This is a genomic window from Pseudomonas sp. LBUM1657 (assembly GCF_059716075.1).
Genome location: NZ_CP166799.1, coordinates 6210019 through 6226395 on the forward strand (window position 1 = coordinate 6210019; position 16377 = coordinate 6226395).

The 16377-nt window shown below is 58.7% G+C and carries 15 protein-coding genes; 3 read left to right on the forward strand and 12 right to left on the reverse strand.

The window, feature by feature from the left end; translation table 11 throughout:
• The first annotated feature begins 218 nt into the window (after positions 1–218).
• Positions 219–851, forward strand: a complete 633-nt coding sequence (locus ACA055_RS28710; RefSeq protein WP_497681604.1) for a TetR/AcrR family transcriptional regulator — start codon at positions 219–221, stop codon at positions 849–851.
• A 185-nt stretch (positions 852–1036) separates the two neighbouring features.
• On the opposite strand, the gene ACA055_RS28715 is transcribed toward ACA055_RS28710, so the two are convergent.
• The 9 genes from ACA055_RS28715 to ACA055_RS28755 form a co-directional block, all read right to left on the reverse strand.
• Positions 1037–1252 carry a TOBE domain-containing protein gene (locus tag ACA055_RS28715; protein ID WP_003229256.1) on the reverse strand — a complete coding sequence of 72 codons (216 nt, stop codon included), beginning with the start codon at positions 1250–1252 and terminating at the stop codon, positions 1037–1039.
• 36 nt (positions 1253–1288) lie between these two features.
• A complete protein-coding gene (gene ssuB / locus ACA055_RS28720) occupies positions 1289–2095 on the reverse strand; it encodes an aliphatic sulfonates ABC transporter ATP-binding protein (RefSeq protein WP_497681605.1) in 807 nt (268 codons plus the stop codon).
• Positions 2092–2874, reverse strand: coding sequence for an aliphatic sulfonate ABC transporter permease SsuC (ssuC, locus tag ACA055_RS28725; RefSeq protein ID WP_497681606.1), 783 nt, complete (start codon positions 2872–2874; stop codon positions 2092–2094). Before ssuC ends, ssuB begins: the two co-directional genes overlap by 4 nt.
• Positions 2875–2882: 8 nt before the next feature.
• Positions 2883–4031: an FMNH2-dependent alkanesulfonate monooxygenase gene (ssuD, locus tag ACA055_RS28730; RefSeq protein WP_007939251.1), complete on the reverse strand. Its 1149-nt coding sequence runs from the start codon at positions 4029–4031 to the stop codon at positions 2883–2885.
• 25 nt (positions 4032–4056) lie between these two features.
• Positions 4057–5022, reverse strand: coding sequence for a sulfonate ABC transporter substrate-binding protein (locus tag ACA055_RS28735; RefSeq protein ID WP_497681607.1), 966 nt, complete (start codon positions 5020–5022; stop codon positions 4057–4059).
• 101 nt (positions 5023–5123) lie between these two features.
• The gene (ssuE, locus tag ACA055_RS28740; protein ID WP_497681608.1) at positions 5124–5717 is read right to left on the reverse strand and encodes an NADPH-dependent FMN reductase; all 594 of its coding nucleotides are present in this window, start codon (positions 5715–5717) and stop codon (positions 5124–5126) included.
• Between the two features lie 332 nt (positions 5718–6049).
• A complete protein-coding gene (locus ACA055_RS28745) occupies positions 6050–6688 on the reverse strand; it encodes a peroxiredoxin (protein ID WP_497681609.1) in 639 nt (212 codons plus the stop codon).
• Between the two features lie 294 nt (positions 6689–6982).
• The gene (locus tag ACA055_RS28750; RefSeq protein WP_497681610.1) at positions 6983–8323 is read right to left on the reverse strand and encodes an OprD family porin; all 1341 of its coding nucleotides are present in this window, start codon (positions 8321–8323) and stop codon (positions 6983–6985) included.
• Between the two features lie 426 nt (positions 8324–8749).
• Positions 8750–10072 (reverse strand): OprD family outer membrane porin, encoded by a 1323-nt coding sequence (locus tag ACA055_RS28755; protein WP_497681611.1) that lies wholly within the window; start codon positions 10070–10072, stop codon positions 8750–8752.
• A gap of 360 nt (positions 10073–10432) precedes the next feature.
• Between ACA055_RS28755 and tauA the strand changes: the two genes are divergently transcribed.
• Positions 10433–11422 carry a taurine ABC transporter substrate-binding protein gene (gene tauA, locus ACA055_RS28760; protein ID WP_497681612.1) on the forward strand — a complete coding sequence of 330 codons (990 nt, stop codon included), beginning with the start codon at positions 10433–10435 and terminating at the stop codon, positions 11420–11422.
• A gap of 53 nt (positions 11423–11475) precedes the next feature.
• Here tauA and argA read toward each other — a convergent pair whose 3' ends face one another.
• Both argA and argE read right to left on the reverse strand, forming a co-directional pair.
• On the reverse strand, positions 11476–12774 hold the full coding sequence (argA, locus tag ACA055_RS28765; protein WP_074871805.1) for an amino-acid N-acetyltransferase: 1299 nt from the start codon (positions 12772–12774) through the stop codon (positions 11476–11478).
• A 256-nt stretch (positions 12775–13030) separates the two neighbouring features.
• The gene (gene argE, locus ACA055_RS28770) at positions 13031–14206 is read right to left on the reverse strand and encodes an acetylornithine deacetylase (protein WP_497681613.1); all 1176 of its coding nucleotides are present in this window, start codon (positions 14204–14206) and stop codon (positions 13031–13033) included.
• Positions 14207–14383: 177 nt separating this feature from the next.
• On the opposite strand from argE, the gene ACA055_RS28775 reads away from it, so the two are divergent.
• A complete protein-coding gene (locus tag ACA055_RS28775) occupies positions 14384–15751 on the forward strand; it encodes a CYTH domain-containing protein (protein WP_497681614.1) in 1368 nt (455 codons plus the stop codon).
• Between the two features lie 114 nt (positions 15752–15865).
• On the opposite strand, the gene ACA055_RS28780 is transcribed toward ACA055_RS28775, so the two are convergent.
• Positions 15866–16330, reverse strand: coding sequence for an Lrp/AsnC family transcriptional regulator (locus ACA055_RS28780; RefSeq protein WP_046045137.1), 465 nt, complete (start codon positions 16328–16330; stop codon positions 15866–15868).
• Positions 16331–16377 lie beyond the last annotated feature (47 nt).

The window sequence follows — 16377 nt, forward strand, 5'->3', positions numbered from 1 at the left end:
CAGTAAAAAAGAACGCCGCCGGCTGATAAAGCCTGCGGCGTTTTTTTGTGTGTTCATTCAGTTGGATCGAGGCGCCTGCTTCGCGAGCAAGCTCGCTCCCACAGTGTCCGCGTGAACAGTGGAGATCAAATGTGGGAGCGGGCTTGCTCGCGAAGGCGGTCGACAAGACAACATAGATGCCTGCTCGTACAATGCCCGCTGCCCCGCAGGAGACTTCAATGACCCGACTCGCCACTCCACGCAAACCCCGCGCACGCAGCCAGGCCCGGATCGATTCGATACTCGATGCCGCACGCACGCTGCTGGCTGCCGAAGGTGTGGCCAGCCTGTCGATCTACAGCGTCGCCGAACGCGCGGAGATTCCGCCCTCCTCCGTCTACCACTTCTTCGCCAGCGTCCCGGCCCTGCTCGAAGCCCTGACGGCCGACGTCCATGCGGCGTTCCGCGCCTGCCTGCAAGCCCCCATCGACCACCACGGCCTCAACGGCTGGCGCGACCTGTCGCGACTGGTGGAACAACGCATGCTCGATATCTACGGCGAAGACGCCGCCGCCCGCCAACTGATCCTCGCCCAACACGGCCTGACCGAAGTCACCCAGGCCGACCGCCAGCACGACATCGAACTGGGCGACCTGATGCACAAGCTCTTCGACCACCACTTCGAACTGCCGAAGCTGCCGACCGACGTTGATGTGTTTGCACTGGCCATGGAGTTGGGCGACCGGGTCTATGCGCGTTCGGTGCAGCAGCATGGGCAGATCACCCCGCGCATGGCTGAAGAAGGGATGCGGGTGTTTGATGCGTATCTGGGGTTGTATTTGCCGCCGTATTTGCCCAAGCGGAATCTCTAGCGCGCTCACCGGCCTCATCGCGGGCAAGCCCGCTCCCACAAAGATCTCCAGCGAACACAGATTGTGTGAGTAACAAATAAACCTGTGGGAGCGGGCTTGCCCGCGATGGCTACACCGCTGAGCTCAAGCCATACAAAAAACCCCTAAGGGCTAAAACCCTCCGGGGTTATGGGCAATGCACGCGCTTACAACTTGGCGATCGACACCTCGGTGGACTTCACGAAGGCGATCACTTCGCTGCCGACCACCAGTTCCAGCTCTTTCACCGAGCGCGTGGTGATCACTGAAGTCACGATGCCGGACGCGGTTTGCACGTCGATTTCCGACAGCACGTCGCCGAGTACGATTTCCTTGATCGAGCCCTTGAACTGGTTACGAACGTTGATGGCTTTGATAGTCATGATGTTGATTCCTGTCGTTGAGATAAGAGACTTGAGTTATTGAGCCCAGCGTAATTGCGTGGGCAATGGTGAAACAGGTTCCGGTTCCGGCGGTTGACCGGGCAACGCGAGCACGCGATTGAGGACTTCGGCTTCCAGCGCCGCCAGCCGATGGGAGCCGCGAACCCGAGGCCGCGGGAGTTCCACGTGCAGGTCGAGGCCGACTTCGCCTTCTTCGATCAGGATCACCCGATCGGCAATCGCCACCGCTTCACTGACGTCATGGGTCACCAGCAACACGGTGAAGCCGTGCTTTTGCCAGAGCCGTTCGATCAGCTGCTGCATTTCAATACGGGTCAGGGCATCCAGGGCACCCAGAGGCTCGTCGAGCAACAGCAAGCGCGGTTGATGGATCAGCGCGCGGGCCAGGGCCACACGCTGCTTCTGCCCACCGGACAAAGCCGCTGGCCACTCGTTGGCGCGATCCGCCAAGCCCACCGCTTCCAAGGCTTCCAGCGCTTGCGCACGCCAGTTGCCCTTGAGCCCGAGGCCGACGTTGTCGATGACCTTTTTCCACGGCAGCAGACGCGCTTCCTGGAACATCAACCGAGTGTCTTCCCGCGCCTCACTCAACGGCGCAGAACCGGCCCGCAATTCACCGCCCGTGGGCTTGTCGAGACCGGCGAGCAAACGCAGCAAGGTGCTTTTGCCGCAGCCGCTACGACCGACCACCGCGACGAACTGGCCCGCCGGAATGTGCAGATCGATCTCCCGCAGCACTTGCCGCGTGCCAAAGGTTTTTTGCAGTTTTCGCACGGCCAGCGGAATTCCGCGCAGCAAGCGTGGAGGTTGTTGAGCGGTCATGCGGCACCTCCTTTGACGACCTGATAGGCCGGATGCCAGCGCAGCCACACGCGTTCAAGCCCACGGGCCGCGAGGTCGGCCAATTTGCCGAGCACCGCGTACAACAGAATCGCCAGTACCACCACGTCGGTCTGCAAGAACTCCCGGGCATTCATCGCCAGGTAGCCGATGCCGGAGCTCGCGGAAATGGTTTCCGCCACGATCAGCGTCAGCCACATGAAGCCCAACGCGAAGCGCACACCCACCAGAATCGAAGGCAATGCACCGGGCAGAATCACCTGGTGGAACAGGCTGAAACCGGACAAGCCATAACTGCGGGACATTTCCACCAGCGCCGGATCGACGTTGCGGATGCCGTGATAGGTGTTGAGGTAAATCGGGAACAACGTGCCCAGCGCCACCAGGAAAATCTTCGCCGACTCGTCGATGCCGAACCACAGGATCACCAGCGGAATCAGCGCAAGGTGCGGCACGTTGCGGATCATCTGCACTGAACTGTCGAGCAGGCGTTCGCCCCATTTCGACAAGCCGGTGATGAAGCCCAACGTCAGACCGATGCCGCCGCCGATGGCAAAACCCAGCGCCGCACGCCAGCCACTGATCGCCAGGTGAGTCCAGATTTCGCCACTGCTGACCAGGCTCACACCGGCTTCAATGACGGCGATTGGCGCCGGCAGAATCCGCGTCGACAACCAGCCCGCGGACACCGACAACTGCCACACCGCCAGCAACAGCACCGGCAACGCCCAGGGCGCCAGGCTATGGATAAGTTTCTTCATGGCTCGCCTCAGCTCTGGGACGCGGCTTTGGGGAGAATGTCGTTGGCGACCATCTCACCAAACGGGCTGACGTAACCGGCGCTTTTCGGCAACTCCGGACGCTCGATGTCCAGGTGCGGGAACAGCAGTTCGGCAACGCGATAAGACTCTTCCAGGTGTGGATAACCGGAGAAGATGAACGTATCGATGCCCAGATCCGCGTACTCCTTCACGCGCGCGGCCACGGTCGGACCATCACCCACCAGCGCCGTCCCGGCACCGCCGCGCACCAGGCCGACACCGGCCCACAGGTTGGGGCTGACTTCCAGGTTGTCGCGACTGCCGCCATGCAACGCGGCCATGCGTTGCTGGCCCACCGAATCGAAGCGCGCCAGGGAAGCCTGGGCACGCGCGATGGTGTCGTCGTCCAGATGGGAGATCAGTCGATCCGCCGCTTGCCAGGCTTCCGCATTGGTTTCGCGAACGATCACATGCAGACGAATGCCGAAGCGCACGGTGCGTCCGAGCTTCGCGGCTTTGGCGCGCACCTGTTCGATTTTCTCGGCAACGGCGGCCGGAGGTTCGCCCCAGGTCAGGACCATTTCGACCTGCTCTGCCGCGAGGTCTTGCGCCGCTTCCGACGAACCGCCGAAGTACAGCGGCGGGCGCGGTTGCTGGATCGGTGGATAGAGCAACTTGGCGCCCTTCACGCTGATGTGCTGACCGTCGTAATCCACGGTTTCGCCTTCCAGCACGCGGCGCCAGATGCGGGTGAATTCCACGGAGGCTTGATAGCGCTCTTCGTGGCTGAGAAACAAACCGTCGCCGGCCAATTCTTCCGGATCACCGCCGGTTACCAGGTTGAACAACGCACGACCGCCAGACAAACGATCCAGCGTCGCGGCCTGCCGCGCTGCCACCGTCGGGGAAATGATCCCGGGGCGCAGGGCGACGAGGAATTTCAGACGCTGGGTCACCGGGATCAGCGACGCCGCCACCAGCCACGAGTCTTCGCAGGAGCGACCGGTGGGAATCAGCACCCCGCCGAAGCCCAGGCGATCCGCCGCTTGCGCGACTTGTTGCAGATAACCGTGGTCGACGGCGCGAGCGCCTTCGGCGGTGCCAAGGTAATGGCCGTCGCCGTGGGTAGGCAGGAACCAGAAAATATTGAGGCTCATGGAGTGGTCTCCTTGGGGAATCGGATTACTGCGCTTTGGCAACGGCTGCCGGTGGCGTCCAGATCACGTCTTTGATGCTGAGCGGCTTCGGAATCAGCTTGAGCTGGTAGAAGCTGTCGGCGATTTTCTGTTGGGCGGCGACCACTTCCGGCGTGAGGAACAACGCGCCGTAGCCTTGGCGTTTCACCGACGTCAGGGTGATATCCGCCGGCAGGCCGAGCAGTGGCGAGACTTGTTTGGTCACGTCCTCGGGATTGGCCTTGGACCATTCACCGACCGCACGCACTTCTTCCACCAGGGTTTTGATCACCTCGGGATTTTTCTGCGCGTAGGGTTTGGTCGCGAGATAGAACTGATGGTTGTCGACGATGCCCTGGCCATCGCGCAGGGTGCGTGCTTGCAGCTGTTGTTCGGCGGCGGCCTGGTACGGGTCCCAGATGACCCAGGCATCGACACTGCCACGCTCGAACGCAGCGCGGGCATCGGCCGGCGGCAGGAACACGGTCTGGATGTCGGTGTATTTGAGGCCGGCGTCTTCCAGCGCACGCACCAGCAGGTAGTGCACGTTGGAGCCCTTGTTGAGCACGATTTTCTTGCCCTTGAGTTCCTGCACCGATTTGATCGGCGAGTCCTTCGGCACCAGGATCGCTTCGCTGTGAGGCGCAGGCGGTTCGTAAGCAACGTAGAGCAGATCGGCGCCCGCCGCTTGAGCGAACACCGGTGGCGTTTCGCCGGTGACGCCGAAGTCGATTGAACCGACGTTCAAGCCTTCGAGCAGTTGCGGGCCACCGGGGAATTCAGTCCATTGCACGTCAACGCCTTGGGCGGCGAGGCGCTTTTCCAGCGTGCCCTTGGCTTTGAGCAGCACCAGGGTGCCGTACTTCTGATAGCCGATTCGTAAAGTTTCAGCTTGAGCTTGAGTAATGGCGCCGAAGGACACAGCCGCAGCAAACAGAGCGACCAGACCACGACGCAAAATGACAGTGCGCATAGCGCTCTCCTTTTTGCAGTTGGGTTTTGGCTGCACCTGCTTGCCCGTTAGCGGGCGAGTAAGGTGAGTACTTCAAATTCAGATGTGGCTTAAGTGCTGGCTTAAATGCTCCAGCGAGCACTCAACAAACGTTCGTTCAACAGGTTCGGATCGATCGGTTTCGGCCGTCGAGCCATGGCGCTGAAAAACAGCTCCAGCGATTCGCTCAGTCTTTGTTCCAGCTCGGGTGCCAATTGCGCCTGGGCGCTGCCTTCGCCGTAAGCGATCTGGCTGTCGACGGCGAAAATCCCGTGGAGCATTTCCTGGGCTTTCAGCGCCGACAGCACTGGCTTGAGGGCGTAATCCACCGCCAGCATGTGGGCGATACTTCCGCCGGTGGCCATCGGCAAAACCACTTTGTGGCTCAAGGCGCGTTCGGGCAGCAGGTCCAGCACGGTCTTCAGTGCACCGGAGAACGACGCCTTGTAAACCGGAGTAGCGATCAACAAGCCATCGGCGTTTTCAATCTGTTGCAGCAGGTCGATCACCTTGGGACTGTCGAAGCGAGCGTGCAGCAAGTCTTCGGCCGGGAAGTCCCGTACCTGGTAACTCACCACTTCCACACCTTGCTCCTGCAACCAGCGTTGAGAGCGTTCCAGCAGCACTCCGGAACGGGAGCGTTGGCTCGGACTGCCACCGAGTGAGACGACCAGCATTCAGACAATTCCTTGAGCGGTGTTGGCGATTCGCGGCTTGCGGTCTCGCTTGAGTGGAGTGACCTTAACAGGCGATTCATATATCCATAAATCATATTTATTCATTTGCTTATGCATTATGGAGATATAAAAAACAGATGTTCCGGACAAAAAAACAGGCCGTCGAAACGGCCTGAAAATCCCCTGCTTTGTGGATGCTGTTTAACTCTTAATCCTGTGGTGGCTGACCCGACGTCTTCGCGAGCAAGCCCGCTCCCATAGTTAACCGCGTACTCCTGTGGGAGCGGCTTGCTCGCGAAAGCGGCATCAGCCACACCACACGTCTCAATGATTCACTTGTTAGGCTGTGGCGTCAGGCGCAGGTACGGCTTCACCGCGCGGTAGCCCTTGGGAAAGCGTTGCTTGATTTCGTCTTCATCCTTGAGCGACGGCACGATCACCACCTCCTCACCGTCTTGCCAGTTGGCCGGGGTGGCCACTTTGTAGTTATCGGTGAGTTGCAGCGAGTCGATCACCCGCAGGATTTCGTTGAAATTACGGCCAGTGCTCGCCGGGTAGGTAATGGTCAGCCGAACCTTTTTGTTCGGGTCGATCACGAACAGCGAGCGCACGGTCAATGTGTCGTTGGCATTCGGGTGGATCAGGTCGTAGAGGTCAGAGACTTTGCGATCAGCGTCGGCCAGGATCGGGAAATTGACGATCGTGTTCTGGGTTTCGTTGATGTCTTCGATCCACTTGTGGTGTGAATCCACCAGGTCTACGGACAGCGCGATGGCCTTGACCCCGCGCTGGGAGAATTCATCTTTCAGCTTGGCGGTGAAGCCCAGCTCGGTGGTGCATACCGGGGTAAAGTCCGCCGGGTGGGAAAACAGCACGCCCCAGCTATCGCCCAGCCAATCGTGGAAACGGAGGGTGCCGACGCTGGAATCCTGTTCAAAATCGGGGGCGATATCGCCCAGTCTGAGGCTCATGGTGCTGCTCCTGGTGAGTGCTTGTTGAGCTCAACTGTGCCTGTCTTTTTTATCTATTAAAAAGAATAAATATCGATTTGTTTAGATCGTAAGCGAATATTAAAAATCTGTTCACTGGACTTGATACAGCATCGAAACGAACATCAGCCCCAAGGTTCGAGAAGGCCTTGAGTTGCTGCAAAAAAGAGGAGATTTCAAGCCAGGTTTACGGGGGTGAGCCTGACTTGAAAACGCAAAAGCCCCGCCCGGCGTAATGCCGGGCGGGGCTTTTTTACATCGGTTACGCGAGCGCTGTTACAACAGCGGGATCGAGTAGCTGACGATCAGGCGGTTTTCATCCTGGTCGCGTTGACCTGGGATGTTGTTACGCCATGTAGCGTTTTTCCACATCAGGCCAACGTTTTTCAACGGGCCTTCCGGTACGACGTAACCAACGGTCAGATCGCGTTCCCATTCGGAGCTATTGGTGCTCGCTGGGGACCGGGTATCGATGTTGTCGCCACGCAGGTAAACCACACCGGCGGTCAAGCCAGGTACGCCAACCTTGGCGAAGTCATACGAGTAGCGTGCTTGCCAGGTACGTTCGCCGGCACGGGCGAATTTGGCAATCTGCATGTCGGTAGTCAGGTAAGCCGACGAGCCGTCGCCCTGGTTCAGCCAAGGGAAGTCGCTGCTGCCATTGCTGACCTGGTAACCACCACCAAAGGTGTGACCGGCAACGGTGTACAGGAACAGGCCGCTGTACAGATTGTTATCGACCTTGCCTTTACCGTTCGCGGTGCTGTTGTAGTTACCGTTGCTGTAGTAAGCCGGGGTGTTACCGTTCAGACCGTCGTCGGAGCTGTTGAAGTAACGCAAGTCCGACTTCAATACGCCAGGGCCAATAGCCCAGTTATGAACCAGACCCAGGAAGTGCTGCTTATAAAAGTCTTCCAGGTTGCCGTAGTAGTACTGGGCAGTCAGGTCTTTGGTGATTTTGTAGTCACCGCCGGCGTAGATGAACTTGTTGCTGTTAGCAGTACGCGCAGCTGCACCACCGATGGACATTTGTTCATTGCTGCTGGAGTTACGGCCCTTGACGTGCTCGATCTGACCGCCGACCAGCGTCAGGTCCTTGATCTCGCCAGAGGTGATCTGGCCACCCTGCCAGGTTTGTGGCAACAGACGACCGTCGTTGGTCACGATCACCGGCAGTTTTGGCTGCAGAGTACCCAGCTTCAGCTCGGTCTGGGAGATCTTGGCTTTTGCCGTCAGACCCAGACTGGAGAAGTTATCCACCGCTTCGCCGTTGGATTCGCTTGGGAAAACAGTACCGCCGTAGGAGTTGTTGGCAGCACCGTTAGTACCGCCACCCGAATCCAGACGCACGCCCAACAGGCCGATAGCATCAATACCGAAGCCAACGGTACCTTGGGTGTAGCCAGAGGTGAAACGCAGATCGAAGCCTTGGCCCCATTCTTCGTTTTTGCTCTGAACACCAGCAGCAGTGCCAGCAGCACTGTCACGGTTATCGTTGTTGATGTAGAAGTTGCGCAGCCCCAAGGTAGCCTTGCTGTCTTCGATAAAACCGGCGGCGCCTGCCTGCTGCGCCAAAACCCCTACGGCCACAGCCAGGGCCAAGGTGGACTTGTTCATGCTTCGCTCCTCTCGTTTCTAATTTTTAGTGTTGCTGGTCCTGGGTCGAGTGCCCCGGATCCTGAAATGCGCGATCAGCGCCAGACCGCAGCTCTACGGTCATGGTCTGACCACCGTAATTTGGCCGCGCATGGTAAACCCAAAAAGATTTATTTCACTCTTTTTAATGCCATTTAGAAATATACATTCGTATGGCTTTCCCCAGCCGGACACAGGGTATCGGCGCCTAAACCGATTTCTGAACATTCAAATTCGGAAGGGAAATCTGAGGTCCGCGAGGTTGAGCCTGTGAGTGTCTGGCTGGCCTACTTTAGGCCCAAGGGATAAAAGCTAAAAAGAATAAAAAATTAGCATCTGTGCTTATTTTGGAATATGAACAAACACAAAAAAAGCCTCACCCGCAGGCGAGGCTTTTCCTGATGACTACTACATGAAGCTGTAGGTGTAGTTGAAGATCAGACGGGTCTGGTCCTTGTCAGGAATGCCGGCTGCGTCGCCACGGTAGACGCCATGACGCACCGTTGCGCCCAAGCCTTTGAGCGCGCCCTGCTGAATGGTGTAGTCCACCCGCATGTCGCGTTCCCACTCGGAAGCATCGCTGCCGCCGGTCGCGGATTTGATGTTTTCGCCATGCAGATAGGCAATAGAGGTTTTCAGGCCTGGAACACCCAAAGAGGCGAAGTCGAGAGTGTACTGACCGAACGTGGTGTTCTCACCGGCACGGACGAACCCGTTGATCATGGCGTCAGTGAACAGGTAGAAGCTTGTGCCCCCAGCCCCTTCGTTGCGGCCGTTACCATCGACAACGCTGCCCTGGTTCAGATAAACGAAGCCGCCGTCGTCATTGACACGCTGATGACCCACCAGGAAGGCATGGGCACCCAACGTGTAGGTGAACATGGCGCTCCAGGTCTTGTTATCGACCTCGTTCGGAGTTTCGGCGAAACCACCGTTGTTATTGAAGATATAGCCCGGGTCGCCGTTCTTCCCGTCAGAACTGCTGTCGAAATAGCGAATATCGGTCTTGAACGACTGGTTGGCGCTGATCGGCAAGACGTGCACCAGGCCGAGGAAGTTCTGCTTGTAGTAGTCTTCCAGGTTCGCGTAGTAGTACTGCAGGGTGAGTTCTTTGGTGACCTTCCAGTCAGCCCCGGCGTAACGGAACTTGCTTTCCTGCGTACCGCCAGCCACTGCCAGACCGGTAGTGTTTGACGAGGCGCGACCCGCCGCGTGCTCAAGCTGACCCAGGTTAAAGGTCCAGTTGTCGATTTCCTTCGAGGTGATCGTGGCCCCCTCAAAGGTCTGAGGCAGCAGACGGCTGTCGTTCGCTACCAGAATCGGCATGTTTGGCTGCAGAGCGCCACCGTAGTGGGCCTCGGTTTTCGAGAAGCGTGCCTTGACGTTACCCGCCACACGACTCCACGGGTCCGATGCCGAACCATCGGTGTCGCTTGGGAAGAATGTGTTGCTATCCGGGTGATGACCCCGGCCACCATCCAGATGGATGCCGACGAGCGCCTGGGCGTCGAAACCAAATCCGACAGTCCCTTGTGTGAAGCCGGACAGGTAATCGAACTTGAGGCCTTCAGCGGTCTCGCGCTGATCCGCGCCGCCGTCACGGTTATCGTCGTTGTAATACATGGTGCGGGAACTAACGGAAGCTTTGCTGTCTTCGATGAAACCTGCGGCGCCTGCCTGCTGCGCCAAAACCCCTACGGCCACGGCCAGTGCCAAGGTGGACTTGTTCATTGTTTCGCTCCTCTCGTTTCTAATTCTTGTATTCCTGGTCCGGGGTCAATCGCCCAAGATCCTAAGATGCGCGATTAGCGCCAGACCGTGACCCACAAGTCAATCGTAACTACGTGTGTCTACGACCATAGTCTAATCCCCGGCAATTGGTGCTTTGATGGTCATGAATTCGTCATAAATCCGAAAAGAATTACTCAATTATTTTTTTCATACCTTTTAGGAATAGGGCTCACTTTTTTTGCTCGACCGGAATAGAGCGGCCGACTCATAAGCTAATTCCTAAAGGGTATTTATTAGCCTTTTTTTAGATCGATTAGCTTTGACGCAAATCGTAAACAAACCCTACTTAAAGGCGACGTCATGACGACTAAACGCGCACTATCCAGTCCATTTGTTACAGTTTGTGTATCGCTCGCGTTATCTTTTTCTGCGCATGCAGCGAACCTGACGGTGGGTTATCAAACGGGCATCGACCCCAGCAAAGTCCCTCAGGCGGATGGACTTTACGAAAAAACCATTGGGCAAAAAATTGACTGGCGTCGTTTCAATAGCGGGCCAGAAGTGGTTACTGCGATAGCGTCCGGCGACGTGCAGATCGGCAACCTCGGCTCCAGCCCCTTGGCGGCAGCGGCCTCGCGCAATCTGCCGATTGTCGCGTTCATCGTGTCGGCCCAGATCAATGCCGCCGAAGCGCTGGTGGTGCGCAACGGCAGCGGCATCAATAAACCGGAAGATTTGATCGGCAAGACCATCGCCACACCGTTCGTTTCAACCTCTCACTACAGCTTGCTCGGCGCGCTGAAGCATTGGGGTCTGGACGCCACCAAGGTCAAAGTGGTGAACCTGCAACCGGCAGAAATCGCCGCGGCCTGGAAGCGTGGTGATATCGACGGCGCGTTTGTCTGGTCGCCAGCCCTGGGGGAAATTCGCAAGACCGGCAAGACGTTGACCGATGCCGCACAGGTTGGCCAATGGGGTGCACCGACTTTCGAAGTCTGGGTTGCGCGCAAGGATTACGCCGAGAAGCACCCGGAGGTTGTGGCCAGGTTCGCCAAGGTCACGCTGGACTCGTTCGCCGACTATGCGGCGCATAAAGACAGTTGGACAGCTGACTCGGTACCGGTGCAGAAAATCGCCAAACTGACCGGTGCCAACGCCGCCGATGTGCCGGAATTGCTGGCAGGCTCCACCTTCCCGGATGCCAAGGCTCAACAGACCACCGCCCTGCTGGACGGCGGCACAGCCAAGGCGATTGGCGAGACGGCGAAGTTCTTGAAGGAGCAAGGGAAAGTTGAAACGGTGCTGCCGGACTATTCGCCGTATGTCAGCGCGAAATTTGTAACCGAGTGATCTTTCGCGGCTGCTTTGATGATCGTTCCCACGTGAGCGTGGGAACGATCAGTTCAGAGGGTTTTTTCGAAGATCTTCGAATTACGCTGATAGTTGTACAGCGACGCCCGCGCCGATGGCAGGCGCTCGACACTGCTCGGCACGAAGCCACGCTCGCGGAACCAGTGAGCGGTCCGGGTGGTGAGAACGAACAAGGTTTTCAACCCCTGAGCCCTGGCACGGGTTTCGATCCGTTCCAGCAGTTCATCCCCGCGCCCGCCATGGCGGTATTCCGGATTCACCGCCAGACACGCCAACTCCCCCGCATCCGAATCGGCAATCTGATACAGCGCCGCACAGGCGATGATCATGCCTTCGCGTTCCACCACGCTGAACTGCTCGATCTCGCGCTCCAGCACTTCGCGGGAGCGACGCACCAGAATCCCCTGCTCTTCCAGCGGGCTGATCAAATCCAGCAAACCGCCGACGTCTTCGATGGCCGCTTCGCGCACGATCTCGAATTGTTCCTGGGCCACCAGCGTACCGCCGCCGTCCCGGGTGAACAGTTCGGTCAGCAGCGCGCCATCTTCGGCATAGCTGACGATATGGCTGCGGGCGACACCACCGCGGCAGGCCTCAGCCGCCGCATCGAGCAATTCCGCTTGATAGTTGCTGCCCAGGCGCTGCAGATGCGCCGGCACTTGTTGCGGACGCAGCTCACGCACCAGGCGACCGTTTTCGTCGATCAAGCCGAGATCCGCGCCGAACAGCAGCAGTTTGTCCGCCCCAAGATCGATGGCCGCGCGGGTGGCGACGTCTTCACAAGCGAGGTTGAAAATCTCACCGGTCGGCGAGTAACCCAACGGCGACAGCAGCACGATCGAGCGCTCGTCCAGCAGGCGATTGATGCCTTTGCGGTCGACCCGGCGCACTTCGCCGGTGTGGTGATAGTCGACACCTTCCAGCACGCCGATGGGCCGTGCAGTCACCAGGTTGCCGCTGGCCACCCGCAGGCGCGAGCCCTGCATCGGCGATGAAGCCATGTCCATGGACAGCCGCGCTTCGATGGCGATGCGCAATTGGCCGACCGCATCGATCACGCATTCCAGGGTCGCCGCATCGGTGATGCGCATTCCGTGGTGGTAATGCGGAGTCAGGCCGCGTGCGGCGAGGCGGGTTTCAATTTGCGGGCGGGAACCGTGAACCAGTACCAGTCGCACACCCAGGCTGTGCAACAGCACCAGGTCGTGGACGATATTGCCGAAGTTCGGGTGCTCCACGCCGTCGCCAGGGAGCATGACGACGAAGGTGCAATCGCGGTGGGCGTTGATGTAAGGCGAAGCGTGACGAAGCCAATTGACGTATTCGGGCATGAACCTGGGCCTGTAATAAATAGCAGCCGAAAAAAGGGCGAAACTGAAAACGCACAGCGGGCTGATGGTTATCGTCGGAACAGGCTTGGCGACACGCGCGCTCTCCTCATGAATACGGGTTGGGACACTGGCAATTTATACGACTTGGTTATGGCATAGAACCTGTGGGAGCGGGCTTGCTCGCGAAGGCGGTGTGTCAGATACATTGATATCGACTGACACGCCCTTTTCGCGAGCAAGCCCGCTCCCACATGGATTACAACTGACTGTCTGGCATTGGCGTTTTGGCCGGTGTCAGGCAGTAATGTTCAATCAGTTTGCGTAATAGATGCACCGTAGGCTGCAAACGTGACATTTCGAGGTACTCCCCCGGTTGGTGGGCGCAGGCGATATCGCCAGGGCCAAGCACCAGTGTTTCGCAGCCAAGACGCTGAAGATAAGGCGCTTCGGTGCCGAACGCCACTGCTTCGGCGCGATGACCGGTGAGCTTTTCGGCGACCCGGACCAATTCCGCATCCTCAGCCTGCTCGAAGGGCGGCACTTCGGGGAACAGCGGCGCGTAATCGATCTTCACCTGATGCCGTTCGGCAATGGGCTGGAGTTTCTGCAGAATCTCCGCGCGCAAGACGTTGGGGTCCATGCCCGGCAACGGCCGCAAGTCGAACTCCAACGAGCACTGGCCACAGATGCGATTGGGATTATCACCACCGTGGATGCAGCCAAAGTTCATGGTCGGCGTCGGTACGCCGAACTGTGGATTGCGATATTCACGCTGCCAGAGCAAACGCAGACCGCGCAGTTCGCCGATGGCGTCGTGCATGGCTTCAAGGGCGCTGTGGCCCAGGCGCGGGTCCGAGGAATGACCGCTCTGGCCGAGGATGTCGATGCGTTCCATCATGATGCCTTTGTGCATGCGAATCGGCTTGAGCCCGGTCGGCTCGCCGATCACGGCGGCCCGGCCCAATGGCCGCCCGGCTTCGGCCAGGGCGCGAGCGCCGGACATCGAGCTTTCTTCATCGCACGTGGCAAGAATCAGCAGCGGTTGTTTGAACGGTTGGTCGAGCAGCGGTATGACGGCTTCGATGGCCAGGGCGAAAAAACCCTTCATGTCACAACTGCCCAAACCGACCCAGCGGCCGTCGACTTCGGTCAGCTTCAACGGATCGGTCTGCCACAGCGCGCCGTCGTACGGCACGGTGTCACTGTGACCGGCCAGCACCAGACCGCCAGGGCCGGAACCGAAACTGGCCAGCAGATTGAATTTGCCGGGGCTGACCTGCTGAATGTCGCAGGCAAAACCCAGATCACCGAGCCACGTCGCCAGCAGATCGATCACCGGACGGTTGGATTGATCGAGGCTGGGCTGCGTACAGCTGACGGACGGTGCGGCGATCAGCGCAGCGAACTGATCTTTCATGGACGGCAAAAGCATCGCTGACTCCAACTCCCGAATTGAAGTCCATCATAGAGCCATCCGGCGACAGGAATAAACCGTCGCGGCTCGTCACCAAGCGTCAACAGACCCTATCTCAGGTCAGTGCTGTACACTGCTCGGCCTTGGCAGCCACACATTCCCCCGGCTGCGCTCCCGATCCTGGATTTTCCGGCCATGCAAAAAGAAACCGAAATCAAACTCCGCGTCAGCCGCGAAACCCTCGCTGCCCTGCGCGAGCACCCGCTCCTGAAAAAACGCAACAAAAGTGGCTGGGAACGCCGTGAGTTGATGAACCAGTACTTCGACACGCCTGAACGCGACCTGGCCCGCGCCAAGGTTGCCCTGCGCCTGCGCCGCGATGGCGAAGACGTGATTCAGACCCTCAAGACCCGTGGCCAGAGCGTCGCCGGTCTGTCCGAGCGTAATGAATACGACTGGAACTTGCCCAAAGCCAAGCTCGACCTGAAGAAACTCGACGGCGAATGCTGGCCTGAAGAGCTGGCCGAGCTGGACAAGAAAACCCTGAAAGCCATTTTCACCACCGACTTCGTTCGCGAACGCGCAGAAATCGCCTGGGGCCGCGGCAAGACCAAAGTGGTCATCGAAGCCGCGCTGGACCTGGGCCACGTGGTAGTCGGCAAGCAGAAAGAAGAAATCTGCGAGCTGGAGCTGGAGCTGCGCGAAGGCGAACCTGCCGCGCTACTGGAACTGGCCGCCGAACTGGCCGCGACCCTGGCCTTGATGCCGTGTGATATCAGCAAGGCCGAGCGCGGTTATCGTCTGTATGACGCCCACAGCTACTCCCTGAGCCTGCCAGCGCCGCAGATCACCGCTGAAACGCCACTGGACGACGCGTTCGCCGCCCTGAGCTGGCACTTGCTGGGTAGCAGCCAGCGTCTGGCCGAACAGTATCGCTTCAACGGCCACTGGCGCCTGTTGCAGGACTGGGTGGAAAACCTGGCTGAATTGCGTGCGCTGCTGAGCAGTTTGGGTCAAGCCGCACCGCGTCAGTCGACGCACGATCTGCGGGTCGCGCTGGATGCCTTGCTGGAAGACTGGCGTCCGCTGGTACAAGCTGGTCTGGACGATGAGGATGTGCGTAAAGCCGCACCGGAGCAGTTCCTCGAAGAACTGGAAGACCCACGCTGGGGCCTGTTCTCGCTGAACACCTCGCGCTGGTTGCTGGCCCGTACCTGGGCGGCCGATCGCAACACCCGCGGCAATCGCCAAGGTGCTGCGCAATTGGGCAGTTGGTTGCCGCGTCTGTTGGGCGAGGAAGCAACGTCCCTGCAATTGCAGCGCTACCAGCAACAGCCGGAAGACCTGGCCGAGCAACTGCCGCGTATCGAACGCATCCAGGCCTGGATGCACCACGCCCGTGGTGTGCTGGACATCCCGGAAATGGATCGCCTGTACGGTGAGCTGAACAAACTCGCGCAATTGGCCAACGAGCCGATCACCGATGAGTCGCTGGATGCGCGCAAGCAGCAGGCGATTGCGGTTTATCAGAATCGTGCCTGGAAGATGCTTCTGCGCATGTAAGACCGCCTTCGCGAGCAAGCCCGCTCCCACATTAGACCGCGTTCGTTCATACAACTCGATCAACTGTGGAAGCGGGCTTGCTCGCGAAGATGCCAGCAACGTCACCACAAAACCTCAGACCGGCAAACTCGTCGTAGACTTGATTTCCGACAGGGCCACAATCGAATTAACCTCCTGAATCCCCGGCACCATCGACAGTTTCTCGAAGAAGAAACGCTCATAAGCCTCGATGTCCGCCGTCACAATCCGCAGCAAAAAATCCACCGACCCCATCAACACATAACACTCCAGCACTTCGGGAAAACCGCGAATCGCCTCGGTGAACTCGGTGAAATTCGAACGGCCGTGGGCGTTGAGTTTGATCTCGGCAAATATCTGCGTGTTCAGGCCGATTTTCTTGCGATCAAGCAGCGTCACCTGACCGCGAATGATCCCTTCCTCCTTCATCCGCTGAATCCGCCGCCAGCACGGCGACTGCGAGAGCCCCACCTGTTCGGCAATCTGCGCACTGGAGAGCGATGCGTCCTCTTGCAGCAACGCGAGAATCTTGCGGTCGTAGCCATCCAGCTCGCTGTGCATAAAAAAACTCTTGAATTGAAGTTTGGTGAATCGTGCAATTCGATAAA

Bases quoted from the DNA above. Each gene is read 5' to 3' on its own strand.
- ACA055_RS28710 (WP_497681604.1), top strand. From the start codon at position 219: ATGACCCGACTCGCCACTCCACGCAAACCCCGCGCACGCAGCCAGGCC.
- ACA055_RS28715 (WP_003229256.1), bottom strand. From the start codon at position 1,252: ATGACTATCAAAGCCATCAACGTTCGTAACCAGTTCAAGGGCTCGATC.
- ssuB (WP_497681605.1), bottom strand. From the start codon at position 2,095: ATGACCGCTCAACAACCTCCACGCTTGCTGCGCGGAATTCCGCTGGCC.
- ssuC (WP_497681606.1), bottom strand. From the start codon at position 2,874: ATGAAGAAACTTATCCATAGCCTGGCGCCCTGGGCGTTGCCGGTGCTG.
- ssuD (WP_007939251.1), bottom strand. From the start codon at position 4,031: ATGAGCCTCAATATTTTCTGGTTCCTGCCTACCCACGGCGACGGCCAT.
- ACA055_RS28735 (WP_497681607.1), bottom strand. From the start codon at position 5,022: ATGCGCACTGTCATTTTGCGTCGTGGTCTGGTCGCTCTGTTTGCTGCG.
- ssuE (WP_497681608.1), bottom strand. From the start codon at position 5,717: ATGCTGGTCGTCTCACTCGGTGGCAGTCCGAGCCAACGCTCCCGTTCC.
- ACA055_RS28745 (WP_497681609.1), bottom strand. From the start codon at position 6,688: ATGAGCCTCAGACTGGGCGATATCGCCCCCGATTTTGAACAGGATTCC.
- ACA055_RS28750 (WP_497681610.1), bottom strand. From the start codon at position 8,323: ATGAACAAGTCCACCTTGGCCCTGGCTGTGGCCGTAGGGGTTTTGGCG.
- ACA055_RS28755 (WP_497681611.1), bottom strand. From the start codon at position 10,072: ATGAACAAGTCCACCTTGGCACTGGCCGTGGCCGTAGGGGTTTTGGCG.
- tauA (WP_497681612.1), top strand. From the start codon at position 10,433: ATGACGACTAAACGCGCACTATCCAGTCCATTTGTTACAGTTTGTGTA.
- argA (WP_074871805.1), bottom strand. From the start codon at position 12,774: ATGCCCGAATACGTCAATTGGCTTCGTCACGCTTCGCCTTACATCAAC.
- argE (WP_497681613.1), bottom strand. From the start codon at position 14,206: ATGCTTTTGCCGTCCATGAAAGATCAGTTCGCTGCGCTGATCGCCGCA.
- ACA055_RS28775 (WP_497681614.1), top strand. From the start codon at position 14,384: ATGCAAAAAGAAACCGAAATCAAACTCCGCGTCAGCCGCGAAACCCTC.
- ACA055_RS28780 (WP_046045137.1), bottom strand. From the start codon at position 16,330: ATGCACAGCGAGCTGGATGGCTACGACCGCAAGATTCTCGCGTTGCTG.